This window comes from Nonomuraea ceibae (genome assembly GCF_019396325.1).
Lineage (GTDB): Bacteria > Actinomycetota > Actinomycetes > Streptosporangiales > Streptosporangiaceae > Nonomuraea > Nonomuraea ceibae.
Map to the genome: position 1 here is coordinate 1 of NZ_JAHKRO010000108.1, position 13,037 is coordinate 13,037.

General features: G+C 74.0%; 12 protein-coding genes. 5 read left to right on the plus strand and 7 right to left on the minus strand.

All coding sequences use genetic code 11. The annotated features are described in order from the left end of the window. The 5 genes from KME80_RS39975 to KME80_RS39995 all read right to left on the minus strand — a co-directional run. Positions 1-307 (minus strand): HAD family hydrolase (locus KME80_RS39975; RefSeq protein WP_504739732.1); only part of this gene is annotated, 307 nt, incomplete at its 3' end. A 7-nt stretch (positions 308-314) separates the two neighbouring features. Beyond that, positions 315-1,445, minus strand: a complete 1,131-nt coding sequence (locus KME80_RS39980; protein ID WP_219514766.1) for a 2-phospho-L-lactate transferase CofD family protein — start codon at positions 1,443-1,445, stop codon at positions 315-317. Then, positions 1,445-2,200, minus strand: a complete 756-nt coding sequence (locus KME80_RS39985) for a glycosyltransferase family 2 protein (protein WP_219514768.1) — start codon at positions 2,198-2,200, stop codon at positions 1,445-1,447. The genes KME80_RS39980 and KME80_RS39985 overlap by 1 nt, the downstream gene beginning before the upstream one ends. Positions 2,201-2,230: 30 nt before the next feature. After that, on the minus strand, positions 2,231-2,839 hold the full coding sequence (locus tag KME80_RS39990; protein WP_308126123.1) for a hypothetical protein: 609 nt from the start codon (positions 2,837-2,839) through the stop codon (positions 2,231-2,233). A gap of 246 nt (positions 2,840-3,085) precedes the next feature. After that, complete coding sequence (locus tag KME80_RS39995; RefSeq protein ID WP_219514770.1) at positions 3,086-4,690, minus strand: ABC-F family ATP-binding cassette domain-containing protein; 1,605 nt, start codon at positions 4,688-4,690, stop codon at positions 3,086-3,088. Positions 4,691-5,011: 321 nt separating this feature from the next. Between KME80_RS39995 and KME80_RS40000 the strand changes: the two genes are divergently transcribed. Further along, positions 5,012-8,011 (plus strand): alpha-mannosidase, encoded by a 3,000-nt coding sequence (locus KME80_RS40000; protein WP_219514771.1) that lies wholly within the window; start codon positions 5,012-5,014, stop codon positions 8,009-8,011. Here the strand turns inward: KME80_RS40000 and KME80_RS40005 are convergent, their stop codons facing one another. Then, a complete protein-coding gene (locus tag KME80_RS40005) occupies positions 8,012-8,593 on the minus strand; it encodes a TetR/AcrR family transcriptional regulator (RefSeq protein WP_219514773.1) in 582 nt (193 codons plus the stop codon). Between the two features lie 100 nt (positions 8,594-8,693). Between KME80_RS40005 and KME80_RS40010 the strand changes: the two genes are divergently transcribed. Next, entirely contained in the window at positions 8,694-9,860 is a 1,167-nt protein-coding gene (locus tag KME80_RS40010) for an MFS transporter (RefSeq protein ID WP_246646533.1), read from the plus strand. A 25-nt stretch (positions 9,861-9,885) separates the two neighbouring features. Here KME80_RS40010 and KME80_RS40015 read toward each other — a convergent pair whose 3' ends face one another. Continuing rightward, positions 9,886-10,722 carry an SDR family oxidoreductase gene (locus KME80_RS40015; protein WP_219514777.1) on the minus strand — a complete coding sequence of 279 codons (837 nt, stop codon included), beginning with the start codon at positions 10,720-10,722 and terminating at the stop codon, positions 9,886-9,888. 163 nt (positions 10,723-10,885) lie between these two features. Between KME80_RS40015 and KME80_RS40020 the strand changes: the two genes are divergently transcribed. From KME80_RS40020 to KME80_RS40030, 3 genes are all read left to right on the plus strand, one after another. After that, the gene (locus KME80_RS40020; protein ID WP_219514779.1) at positions 10,886-12,142 is read left to right on the plus strand and encodes a WD40 repeat domain-containing protein; all 1,257 of its coding nucleotides are present in this window, start codon (positions 10,886-10,888) and stop codon (positions 12,140-12,142) included. A gap of 76 nt (positions 12,143-12,218) precedes the next feature. Next, positions 12,219-12,359: a hypothetical protein gene (locus KME80_RS40025; RefSeq protein WP_219514781.1), complete on the plus strand. Its 141-nt coding sequence runs from the start codon at positions 12,219-12,221 to the stop codon at positions 12,357-12,359. Positions 12,360-12,415: 56 nt separating this feature from the next. Continuing rightward, positions 12,416-13,033, plus strand: a complete 618-nt coding sequence (locus KME80_RS40030; protein WP_219514783.1) for a GNAT family N-acetyltransferase — start codon at positions 12,416-12,418, stop codon at positions 13,031-13,033. Positions 13,034-13,037 lie beyond the last annotated feature (4 nt).

The window sequence follows — 13,037 nt, forward strand, 5'->3', positions numbered from 1 at the left end:
GGAAGACAGCGACCGGGCCCGCCGCCACCTGCTCGCGGTAGCGGAGCTGCTTGCGCCGGGCCAGCTCGGCGGCCACGTCCGGGTCGGCGACCAGCCGGGCGGCCACCTCGGCGGTGCTCGCCCCGGCGTGCGCGGCGTAGCGGAAGGAGGCCAGCGCGGCGGGCGCGAGCTCGGCGATCGCCTGCCGGAACGCGGCCTCGTGGGCGGGGCCGGAGTCCACCAGCGTCCCGTCGAGGTCGCACAGCCAGACCCGCCGTCCGGTCACGGCGGCGCGCACGGCGGTGTTCATCGGGCTCATCGGGCTCATCGGGCGCTCATCCGGCCCGCGCCAGGCTCGTCCCGGCCCGCACCGCCGCCAGCGCCTCCACCGTGCGGGCGCCGCTGTGCGTGCCCGGCCTGCGCTCGTCCTCCAGGTCGGCCGCCACCCAGCGGGCCCCCGGCAGCCCGGCGCGGGGCGGGGGCGTCCGGCCGTGGCACAGCACGTGGGTGACGGTGCCGCGCTCGTTGCCCGGGTCGCCCAGGTACGTCAGCGTGCGGCCGACCAGGTCGGCGGCGGTCAGGCCCTGGCTGTCGTGGTCGTCACGCAGGTTCACGACGAACACCTTGGCCGCCGCCCGGCTGCCCGCGATCGCCTCGGCGATCCCCGGCGTCAGGTAGCTCGGCAGCAGCGACGAGTGCGGCGTGCCCGGCCCGTACACGATGAGGTCGGTGTCGCGCAGCGCGGCCAGCGCGCGCGGGTTCGGCGTGATCGTGGCGGCCCGCCGGGCCAGCTCAGTGCCGGTGAGCGGGCCGATGATCGGCTCTCTCAGGAGGAACAGCCCGGTGATCGGCTCGGCGCTCTGCGGGCCGACGATGTCGGCCTCGTCGGCCAGCAGCGTGCCGTCGGCCTTGACCGCCGCCAGGTAGGCGTTCTCGCCGCCGGTCACGTTCTCCAGGGCGACGGGCGAGCCGAACATCTCGGCGCAGGCGCGCACGGCCGCGTTGAAGTCTCGGTCCAGGCGCAGGTACGCCCCGGCGAGCACGAGGTTGCCGAGCGCGCAGTCGGCCAGGTCGAGCCCGTCCGGGCGGGCGGCCAGCCGGGCGGCGAACACCTTCAGGTCGCGCACGATCGGCTCCAGGCCGGGCCCGGCCGCCGCCAGCTCGTCGATCAGGCGGCCCAGGTCGGCCGGGGTGGCGCCGCCGGGCAGCCGGCGCTCCAGCAGGGCCAGGCGCGGGTCTCCGGCGTCGAGGTGGAGCAGCAGGTTCTTGCGGAAGTCCGACGGGCCCAGCATGCCCGGCAGGTAGCGGCGCAGCGCCCCGGTGGACAGCCCGTTGTCGTAGCCGTTGATCAGCAGGGTGAGCGCGGCGCCGGGCGTGGCGAGCAGCCGGCGGGCGATGCTGGCCGCGCCCCGGCCGCCGCCGAACATCGTGACCCGCCACGGGGCCTGCTGCTGCGGGCCGGCCATCAGCGCTCCTCGGCGGGCAGCGGCGCGCGCAGCACCCCGCGGCGTAACAGCCGGTGCCGGAAGCCGAGGTAGGCGACGAACAGTGCGCGGTCGAGCGCGCCGCGCGCGAACCGCCAGCCGCGCCGGCCGCCGCCGCGTGCGCGGTGCCTGATGGGGATCTCCACCCAGGTGTGGCCGAGCTCGGTGACGCGGGCGGTGATCTCGGTGGAGCAGTTCATGCCGCCGGATTCGAGCGGCACCGAGCGCAGCAGCGGGCCGCGTACCAGCTTGAAGATGGAGTTGAAGTCGCGGAAGCGGGTGCCGTGCAGGGCGTTGCTGACGGCGCCGCTGGCGGCCGACCCCCACCGGTAGGGGAGGCTGTCGGCCTTCCTGAGCCGGGCCCCGGAGAACGCCACGCCGTCGCCCGCCAGCGCGCGGGGCAGGAAGCGGTCCAGCTCGGCGATCGGGAACTGGCCGTCGGAGTCGAGCAGCACCACCCAGTCCAGGCGGGTCGCGGCGATCGCCGCCGCGATCGCCGCCCCGGCGCCCCGGTTGCGGCCGAACGTGACGACGACCAGCTCCGGCACGTCCTTGCGCAGGTCGCGCAGGATGGCGCCGGTCCCGTCGGAGCTGCCGTCGTCGCACACGACGATCTCCCACGCGCCCACCGCCGGATGGCCGCGCAGGTAGTCGCGCCACTCCCGGACAGAGGCCGCGATGTTGGCCGCCTCGTTGTAGGCGGGCGCCGCGACCGAGACGTCGATGGTGCGGGGCATGGGTCACCTCCGTGAAGTCGTACGCCTGCCTCAGGGCCGGGGCGCGAGCAGGCGGCCGATCCAGCGGTCCAGGGGCAGCAGGTTGATCACCACGACGATCGGGACGTGCGCGAGCGTGAAGACGATCGCCGCGCCGAACGAGATGGGACCGCCGGTGAACAGGTTGATGTGCGGGGCGTCGATCAGCTCGGGGATCTCGACGGGGTTGACCACCTGCCACATGACGTCCAGGAACCCCGAGAACACGATGACGACGCCGCTGGCCATGATCTTCAGCGTGCGGCCGGGGCTGCCGCCGGCCAGCCGGTAGGCGGAAGCGACGGTGAGCACGATTCCCGGATAGAGCAGCAGATAGAGATGGGTGTAGAAGCTGTCGCCCTGGAGCCGTGCGCCGTCGCCGTAATAGAACCAGCTGACGCGCGGAATGAGATAGCCGGTGAAGAACAGGAACGGCACGCAGAGCAGCCAGTGCAGGCGCGGCGACACGTACGGGAAGAACGCGATCGCGACGCACAGGCAGACGAAGGCGGCGAGCCGGGCGACGAGGTCCCAGGTGTTGCCGATCTCCCGGGCGTGCGGGGTGGCGAGCCAGACGAACACGAAGCCGCCGGCGCCTACGGCCAGGGCGATCCACCACACGTGAGCTGCCCACCGGCGTGACGGGGGCCCGTCGTAGGCCGTCATTCGGATCGCGCGCCTCTCGTCAGACCTCCTCATGGGAGCGCTCCCACAAGCTTGCCAGTGCCCAGTATGGCACCGGCAAGCGGAATTCGGGGCGCAGATATCGGATATTAAGCATTCCGAAAATAGTCAGGCGTTGTCTGGAATTTCAGTAAACAGAGGAAATAGGAGGTAGTGGGGATATGGAACGGTCCGGGTGAGTCGTCACCCGGTCAGGTCGCGGCGTTGCCGCATCCGGCCCTCCCCGTCGAGCTCCACGACCGTCCCGGCGCCGATCCGCTCCAGGAACGCGACATCGTGGCTGACGACGAGCAGCGCGCCCCTGTAGGCGTCGAGCGCCTCGGCGAGCTGCTCGACGCTGGCGAGGTCGAGGTTGTTCGTCGGCTCGTCCAGGATCAGGAGCTGGGCGGGCGGCTCCGCCAGCAGGAGCCGCGCGAGCGCGACGCGGAACCGCTCGCCGCCCGACAGCGTGCGCACCGGGCGGTCGGCGCTGTCGCCCCGCAGCAGCAGCCGGGCGAGCTGGTTGCGGATCGTGCCCTGCGCCGCCCCGGGGGCGACCGCGCCCACGTTCGCCATCGCGCTCGCCTCGTCGTCGAGCCCGTCGAGCCGCTGCGGCAGGTAGCCGACCAGCTCGGTCAGCAGCCGCCCGTACGGCCTGCCGGGCACGGGCTCCGAGCCCCGGAGAAGCTGCTCGACCAGCGTCGACTTGCCGCTGCCGTTGGCCCCGACGAGCGCCACCCGCTCCGGCCCCTGGATCACCACGGTCAGGTCCCCGTCGTGCAGCTCGGCGATCCGCCGCCCGCGCGGCACGCCAGGATCGGGCAGCACCAGGCTGATGTGCTCCTCGTCGCGCACCCGCGCGTCGGCGGCGTCGGCCGCCGCCTGCGCGGCCTGCACCTTGTCGTCGAGCGTGGAGCGCAACGACCCGGCCGACGCCTGCGCCCGGCTGGCGCGGTTGCCCGCCAGGATGCGCGGGATGCCGCCGTCCTTCTGCGTCTTCTTCGCGGTGCGCTCCCTGCGCGCCAGCTTCGTCTCGGCCTCGATCCGCTGCCGCTTCTCGACCTTGAGCGCCTGCTGGGCCGACCGCGCCGCCTGGACCGCCGCCGCCTGCTCCTGCTCCCGGTGCTCCTTCCAGGCGCTGTACGGACCGCCGAAGGTGTCGAGGGAGCCGGCGTGCAGCTCGGCGGTGTGGTCCATGCGCTCCAGCAGTTCGAGGTCGTGGCTGACCACGACGAGCGTGCCCGGCCACTGGTCGACGAAGCCGGCGAGCTTGGCGCGGGTCGGCCGGTCGAGGTTGTTGGTGGGCTCGTCGAGCAGCGTGATCGGGGTGCGGCGGACGCGCAGCCCGGTGATGGCGATGAGCATCGCCTCCCCGCCGGAGACCTCGGCCACGCGGCGGCCGAGGTCCGCGGCGGTGAACCCGATCTGGTGCAGGGCCTCGTCGGCGCGGGACTCGATGTCCCAGTCGTCGCCGATCGTGTCGAAGTGGCGCTCGTCGACGTCGCCGGACTCGACGGCCCTGATCGCGGCGATGACCTCGTCGATGCCGAGCAGCTCGGCGATCGTCGTGTCGTGCCGGAGCGTGAGCGTCTGCGGCAGGTAACCGACCTCGCCGGCGGTCTCGACGTGTCCCGAGGTCGGCTTCAGCAGGCCGGCGATCAGGCGCAGCAGCGTCGACTTCCCGGCCCCGTTGCGGCCGATCAGGCCGGTGCGCCCGGCGCCGAACGTGCCGTTGACGCCCGAGAGCGCGACGGCGCCGTCCGGCCACTCGAAGGACAGGTCGCGGAAGGTGATGACAGACTTGGACATGGGTGAAGTGCTCTTCCCGTCAGCTACGGAGGGGATTCGCGCGTTCGCGGGCACGAATCGGGGACCGGAACCGGTGCGAGCGTGCCGGAGAGCCCGGACGCGGCGGGTCGACACCCCACAGGGCGGACACACACTCCCGCGTCGGGAGAAACGGTCATGCACCGGCGCGGGCACCCGCCCTGCGCCGATGGAAGCCACCGGCAGCTCGGTGGCTAGATTCTGTCGACCTCGATCTCCATGACGGCCATGCTAACCCATGCGGTCACCCTGCCCGCCGGGGACCGTACGCGCCGAGCCCCGTCACCCCACCGAGGAGTTCCCATGCATGACGACCGCGCGCTGGTCGAAGCCCGGCTCAAGCGGGTGCTCGACGAGCGCATCCGCCCCGCGGTGTACCCGGAGTCCGTGCCCCTGGACGTGGCCGTGTGGCACGCGCCCGGCGAGCCCGTGAGCGTGGCCGAGGGGCTGGCCGCCGTCCCCGCCCCGATCGCCGCCGGCGACGCCTGGGGCGCGCCGTGGGGCACGAGCTGGTTTACCGTCACCGGCACCGTCCCCGCGGCCTGGCGCGGCCGCATCGTGGAGGCCGTCCTCGACCTGGGCTTCGACGAGAACATGCCCGGCTTCCAGTGCGAGGGGCTCGTCCACCTGCCCGACGGCAGCCCGGTCAAGGGGCTCAACCCGCGCAACCAGTGGGTGCGCGTCGCCGCGCCCGCGCGGGGCGGCGAGAGCGTGCGGCTGCACGTCGAGGCCGCCTCCAACCCGGTCATCCTCGGCCACCCCCTGTTCCGGCCCACCGCGCTCGGCGACCGGGACACCGCCGGGACCGCGCCGCTGTACCGGCTGGGCCGCATGGACCTGGCGGTCTTCGACCGGACCGTGTGGGACCTCGTCCTCGACCTGGAGGTGCTGGGCGAGCTGATGGCGGAGCTGCCGGTGGACGGCGCCCGCCGCTGGGACGTGCTGCGTGCCGTGGACCGCGCCCTGGACCGGATCGACCTCCAGGACGTCAACGCCACGGCCGCCGCCGCCCGCGCCGAGCTGGCCGGGGTGCTCGCCGTGCCGGCCGCGCCGTCGGTGCACCGGATCAGCGCCGTCGGGCACGCCCACATCGACTCGGCCTGGCTGTGGCCGCTGCGCGAGACCGTCCGCAAGGTCGCCCGCACCGCCGCGAACATGACCGCGCTGCTGGCCGACGAGCCCGGCTTCGTCTTCGCCATGTCGCAGGCCCAGCAGTGGGCCTGGATCAAGGAGCACCGGCCGCAGGTGTGGGCCCAGGTCGTCAAGGCGGTGGCCGAGGGGCGGTTCGTCCCAGCGGGCGGCATGTGGGTGGAGTCCGACACGAACATGCCCGGCTCGGAGGCGATGGCCCGGCAGTTCGTCCACGGCAAGCGCTTCTTCATCGACGAGTTCGGCATCGACAACGAGGAGGCCTGGCTGCCCGACACGTTCGGCTTCGCCGCCGGGCTCCCCCAGATCATCAAGGCCGCCGGGGCCAGGCGCCTGCTCACGCAGAAGATCTCGTGGAGCCGGGTCAACAGGTTCCCGCACCACACGTTCCTGTGGGAGGGCATCGACGGCACGCGGATCTTCACGCACTTCCCGCCGGTCGACACCTACAACTGCTCGATGAAGGGCGGCGAGCTGGCCCACGCCGCGCGCAACTTCCGCGAGAAGGGCGCGGCCCGCCACTCCCTGGCGCCCACCGGCTGGGGCGACGGCGGGGGCGGCACCACGCGCGAGATGGTCGGCAAGGCGGCCCGCCTGCGCGACCTGGAGGGCTCCCCCACCGTCACCTGGGAGAGCCCAGCCGCGTTCTTCGCCAGGGCCGAGGCCGACTACCCGAACCCGCCCGTGTGGGTGGGCGAGCTCTACCTGGAGCTGCATCGCGCCACGCTGACCAGCCAGGCCGGGACCAAGCAGGGCAACCGGCTGTGCGAGGCGCTGCTGCGCGAGGCCGAGCTGTGGGCGGCCACGGCCGCCGTCCGCACCGGGGCGCCGTACCCGTACGAGCAGCTCGACCGCGTGTGGAAGACGGTGCTGCTGCACCAGTTCCACGACATCCTGCCCGGCTCGTCCATCGCCTGGGTGCACCGCGAGGCGCGCGACACGTACGCGCGGCTGGCACGCGAGCTGGAGGAGATCGTGCTGGCGGCGCAGCGGGCGCTGGCAGGCGACGCCCCGGCGGGCGGGCGGCTGGTGTTCAACGCGGCCCCGCACGCCCGGCGCGGCGTGCCGGCGGGCGGCGCGGCCCCGGCCGAGCCCGCGCCGGCCGTGACCGTGCGCCCGCGCGACGGCGGCGGGTACGTGCTCGACGACGGGCTGGTCCGGGCCGAGATCGACGGGCGCGGCCTGATCGTCTCCGCCTACGACCACCGCGCCCGCCGCGAGAGCCTGCCGCCCGGCGACGCCGCCGCCCTGCTCCAGCTCCACCAGGACCTGCCCAACAGGTGGGACGCCTGGGACGTGGACGAGTTCTACCGCAACACCGTCACCGACCTGACCTGCGTGGACGACCTCACGGCCGACGGCCGGGCCGTCCGCGTCACCCGGTCCTTCGGCTCCTCCTCCGTCACCCAGACGTACACGCTGGCCGCGGGCCGGATCGAGGTGCGGACCGAGGTGGACTGGCACGAGACGGAGAAGCTCCTCAAGATGGCCTTCCCGCTCGACGTGCGCGCCGACCGCTACGCCGCCGAGACCCAGTACGGCCACGTCCAGCGCCCCACGCACACGAACACGAGCTGGGAGGCGGCCAGGTTCGAGGCGTGCAACCACCGGTTCGTCCACGTGGAGGAGCCCGGCTGGGGGGCGGCGGTGGTGACCGCGTCCACGTACGGGCACGACGTGACCCGGGCGGTGCGCGACGACGGCGGCACGACCACGACGGTGCGGGTGTCGCTGCTGCGCGCGCCGCGCTTCCCCGACCCGGAGACCGACCAGGGGGCGCACGCCTTCGTCCACGCGCTGGTGCCGGGCGCGGCGATCGGCGACGCGGTGCGCGAGGGCTACTTCCTCACGCTGCCCGAGCGCGAGCTGCCCGGCGACGTCCCGGTGGCGCCGCTCGTCACGGTCGGCGACGACGCCGTGGTGGTCACCGCGGTGAAGCTGGCCGACGACGGCAGCGGCGACGTGGTCGTCCGCTTCCACGAGTCGCGCGGCGGCCGGGCGGCGACGACGCTCAGGGCCGGGTTCCCGGTCGGCACGGTGACGGCGACGGACCTGCTGGAGCGGCCGCTGCGGGAGTTGCCACACGAGGACGGGGCTGTCGCGCTGACTCTGCGCCCGTTCGAGCTGGTCACGCTGCGCCTGACCCGCCGCTGATCAGCGGTCGGCGGCGGAGATCGTCCTGATGGCGTAGTCGATGGCCGTGGCGAGGCGCCGGGGGTCGTGCCCGGCGCGTTCGCGCAGGCGCAGCCCGAGCACGGTGGTGAACAGCAGCTCTACGGCGGCCTCGACGTCCAGTGCGGCGGGCAGGTCGCCGTCGTGGACGCCGCGCCGCAGCAGGGACGCCAGGGTCTCGCGGGTGACGTCGAAGGCGGCCTCGGTCTTCTGCCGCACGCCGGGGTCGGTGGTGCCGAGCTCGGCGGCCGTGTTGACGACGAAGCAGCCCCGGCCGGCGTCGTGGCCGACCATCCAGTGGAGCCAGTCGCGCAGGACCTCGACGCTAGCGCCGGGCGCGTTGAGCCGCTCCTCGGCCTGCGTGGACTCGGTGGCCCGGTAGTGGTCGAGCGTGCGCAGGAACAGTGCGCGCTTGTCGGTGAAGGTGCGGTAGAGGCTGCTCTGCTTGAGGTCGAGCTCGGCGCCGAGGTCGCGGACCGACGTGGCGTTGTAGCCGCGACGCCAGAACAGGTCCGTGGCCTTGGCGATCACCTCTTGCTCGTCGAACTCCCTGGGTCGCGCCATGGTCGTCATCCTACCCGGAATTGTGGAGCGATCGCTCCCGTACTAGGGTCTGCGGTCATATGGGAGCGATCGCTCCCAAATGAGGAGAGGAAGACCCGACATGACCGTGACGCGCACGGCGAGGAGCTGGACCGCGGTGTCCGCGGTGTCCCTCGGCACGTTCCTGCTGGTGACGGCCGAACAACTGCCGATCGGGCTGCTCGCCCCCGTCGGATCGGCGCTGGCGGTGTCCGAGGGCGCGGCGGGCCTGATGGTCACGGTGCCGAGCATCGTCGCCGCCGTCGCGGCCCCGGTGGTGCCGCTGCTCGTCGGCCGGATGGACCGCAGGCTCCTGCTGGTCGCCCTGATGGGGCTCATGACGGCGGCCAACCTGGCCTCCGCGCTGGCCCCCGGCTACCCGCTCCTGATCGCCTCCCGGGTGCTGGTCGGCGTGGCGATCGGCGGGTTCTGGGCCGTCGCCGGCGGCCTGGCCGTACGGCTCGTGCCCGCGCCGCTCGTGCCCCGGGCCACGGCCGTCATCTTCGGCGGCGTCGCGGCCGCCAACGTCTTCGGCGTCCCCATCGGCACCGTGATCGGCGGGCTGGCGAACTGGCGGATCGCCTTCGGCGCGCTGAGCGCGCTCGCGCTGGTCGTGCTCGTCGCCCTGCTGGCCGTGCTGCCGCCGCTCGCCGCCGCACGGCCCGTCGGGCTCCGGCGGCTGGCCGGCCAGTTCCGCAACCCGGGCGTCCGCGCCGGCATCCTGGCCACCTTCCTGATCGTGACCGGGCACTTCGCCGCCTACACGTTCGTCACCCCGGTGCTGCGGGACCTGTCGGGCATCGACGCGCGGTTCGTCGGGCCGCTGCTGTTCGCCTTCGGCGTCGCCGGCGTCGTGGGCAACTTCGTCGCCGGGGCCGCCGTGGCCGGGCGGCCGCGCCGGACGATCCTCGCCATCGCCGCCGCCCTGGGGACGACCGTGCTGCTCTACCCGGTGGCCGGGGCCGGCGCGGTGGGCGGGGTGGCGCTGCTCCTCGCCTGGGGCCTGTCCTACGGCGGCGTCTCCACCAGCCTCCAGACGTGGATGATCAAGGCGGCGCCGGAGGCGGTCGAGGAGGCCACCGCCCTGTGGGTGGCGGTGTTCAACCTCGCGATCGGGCTCGGCGCGCTGGCGGGCGGCACGATCGTCGACGCGCTGCCGCTCCAGGGCGTCCTCTGGCTCGCCGCCGCCCTCGTCCTGGCCGCGGGGGCGACGATGTGGCGCGCCCGGTCCGGCGAGGCACGGGCCTGAGGCGCTCCCAGGGGGCGCGGCCGGGTCAGGAGTCGCCACCGGGCGCGGGGACGGCGTGCTCGGCGGCGCGGCTGACCTGCTCCCAGGCACTCCAGGTCGCCATCCGCTGCCGCGAGATGTCGAAGGCCAGGTCGTACACCATGCTGCCGAGCAGCAGCCGCAGCGGCGGGTCGTCACTGTCGACGAGCTTGAGCAGCGCCTCGGCGGCCAGCCTCGGCTCGCTGTCGATCGAGCCCTCGGCCCACTGCTTCTCCAGCTCGGCGCGGAGCGGGCCGTACTCCGGCTTCGGCGCGGTCGCCGTCATGCTGGTGTAGAGGTCGGTCCAGTAGCCGCCGGGCTGGACGATGCTGACCTTGACCCCGAAGGCCGCCGCCTCCATCGCCAGCGCCTCGCTCATGCCCTCCAGCGCGAACTTGCTCGCGCTGTAGAGGCCGGTGCTGGGGAAGCCGCCCAGGGCGGCGATGCTGGAGACCTGCACGATGTGGCCGGACCCCTGGGCGCGCAGGTGCGGCATGACCGCCTGGCAGACCCACATCGCCCCGAAGAGGTTGACGTCGAGCTGGGCCCGCGCCTCGGCCTCGGTGAACTCCTCGACCATGCCCGAGGACATGATCCCGGCGTTGTTGACCACGATGTCGAGCCCGCCGAAGTGCGCGGCGGCCGTGTCCACGGCGGCGAACACGGCATCGCGGTCGGTCACGTCCAGCGGCAGGGCGAGCACCCGGTCGCCGAAGCGGTCGTCGAAGTCCTGCCGGGCGATGGTGCGGGCGGCGGCGGCCACCCGGTCGCCGCGCTCCAGGGCGGCGAGGGCGAATGCGCGGCCGAGGCCGCGGCTGGCTCCGGTGATGAACCAGGTGCGCATGTACGGGACTCCGATCGGTAAGCGACGAGACGGTTCGTCTCGCCTTCGATGTGATGACTGTAAGGGCCATCGGATCCGTCGTCAAGACGAACCGTCTCGTCTTGTCGCGATTCCCGCCTCCCAGGGATTTGACGGCCACGCGGGAGCGGCTGATGATCGACACATGCTTTCGCGCGCGGCGGTCGCCATGTCGGGGTTACTCGTGCTGGCGTGCCTGGGCGGGTGCGGGGAGCAGCCCGGCTCCGGGCGCGTCACCCTCCTGCCCGCCGCCGCGCAGGACGGGGCCGCACAGGATGGGGCCGGGCTCCCCAGCGCGCCGCCCACTCCCCCGACCGGGCCCACGGGCCCCTCGGGCACACCGCACCTCGCGGCGTCCCCTTCCGAAGCGCCCTCGATACGGCCCTCCGGGTCGCCCCCGGTACGGCCCTCCGGGTCGCCGCCGATGGCGTCCCCGATGACGCCGCCGGGCAAGCCGGCCCTCGTGTCGTCGCTGGCCGAGGCGTCGGCGACCGGTGCGGCGCTGCCGGTGACGGGGCCGCCGCGCTTCTTCGTCGCCGCCAACCTGCCGGCCGCCCGCTTCCCGGAGGGGTCCAAGGAGGCGGTCATCACGCCGGTGCCCCCGTCCGTCCACGACGCCGCCACCGGCAGGTTCATCGCGGCGGTGCCGCTCCCGCCGGGGGTCGAGTCGTCGTGGAAGCTGGGGGCGGCGGCGCCCGACAACCGGACGTTCCTGTTCTCCGGCACCAGCCCGGCGGGCACCCGCTTCTTCCGGGTCCGGCTCGGCGACGACGGCCGGCCCGGCGCGCCCGAGCTGGTGCCGGACACCGGGGCGCGCGTGCCCGGGGTCGTGCCGGCGCTGGCGCTGAGCCACGACGGGAGCCGGTTCGCGTTCGCCGACCTGGTGCCCGGCGGGAGCGTCGTGTCCGTCGTGGAGGTCACCACGGGCAGGCGGCGCGACTGGCACTCCGGCGACGCCTTGGTGACCGGCCTGTCGTGGGCGCCGGACGGGCGTAGCCTCGCCGTCGTGTCGTCGCCCCAGGGGCTCGGCGTCCTGGACCTGACCAGCCCGGAGAAGGATCTGTTCGCCGCCACCCGGATTCTCAGACCGGCGTCGGGTGTGCCGCCCATGACGTCGGTGGCGTACACCCCCGACGGCACCGCGCTGGTCTACGCCGTCGGCTACGCGGTCGAGCGCATCCCCGCCGACGGCGGGGTCCCGGCGCTGCTCGCCAAGCCGGAGCCGCCCAAGGGCGCCTCGCTCGCCATGCGGTTCGACGTCGACGGCACCGGCCGCCACCTGCTCTTCACGCACGCCTGGCGGATGCACCGGCTGGACCTGCGCGACGGCACGACCAGCTCGGTCCGCATCGACCGCGGCGACCTCCCGCGCGGCAGCGTGTCGCCGGACGCCGCCTGGTAGCAACCCGGCGACCGCGCTGGGCGCGTACGTCACGGCCAGGCAGGCGGACGGCGAGCTCGTCGCCGCCGAGCCCGCCGTGGTCATCGGGGTGCTCCAGTGCGTGCTGGTGGTGCCGATGTTCGCCGACCGGCTCGGCGACCCCGATCTCCAGACCAGGGTCCTCGACCTGCTCATCGACCTGGTCACCGCGGGCCTCACCCCGCGTCCCGCCGATTGACGGCGTCCCGGCGGCGATGGCATGATCTGCGCCCCTGACCCGGAAAGGGAGACCCCATGCGGCTCGACGTCCCCGTGCTGGCCGGTGACCTCGTACGGCTGGAGCCGCTCGGCACGCGGCACGTGGCCGGCCTGGCGGAGGCCGCCGAGGAGGAGCGGTCGTCGTACGGGTTCACGCTGGTGCCGCGGGCGGCGGAGATGGCCGGTTACGTGGCGGCCCAGCTCGGCCGCGCCGGGCTGACCCCGTTCGGGCAGGTACGGGTCGCCGACGGCAGGCCGGTGGGATGCACCGGGCTGTGGGATCCGCGCGGCCGGCCGGACCGGCCCGGGCTGCGCGCGATCGAGATCGGGTTCACCTGGCTGGCCGCCTCGGCGCAGGGCACCGGGATCAACGCCGAGGCCAAGCTGCTGCTGATGACGTACGCCTTCGAGACGCTCGGCGTCGCCCGCGTCGACCTCAAGACCGACGCCCGCAACGCCCGCTGCCGCCGGGCCCTCGAACGGCTCGGCATCCCGTTCGAGGGCGTGCTGCGCTCCTGGTCGGTGTCGTGGGCGCCGGGCGAGGAGGGCAGGTTGCGCGACTCGGCGATGTTCGCCGCGACCGCCGAGGACTGGCCCGGCGTCAAGGCGGCCCTGCGCGCCCGCCTCACCGCGACCCGCCCGCCCCGGCCGTGAGCTG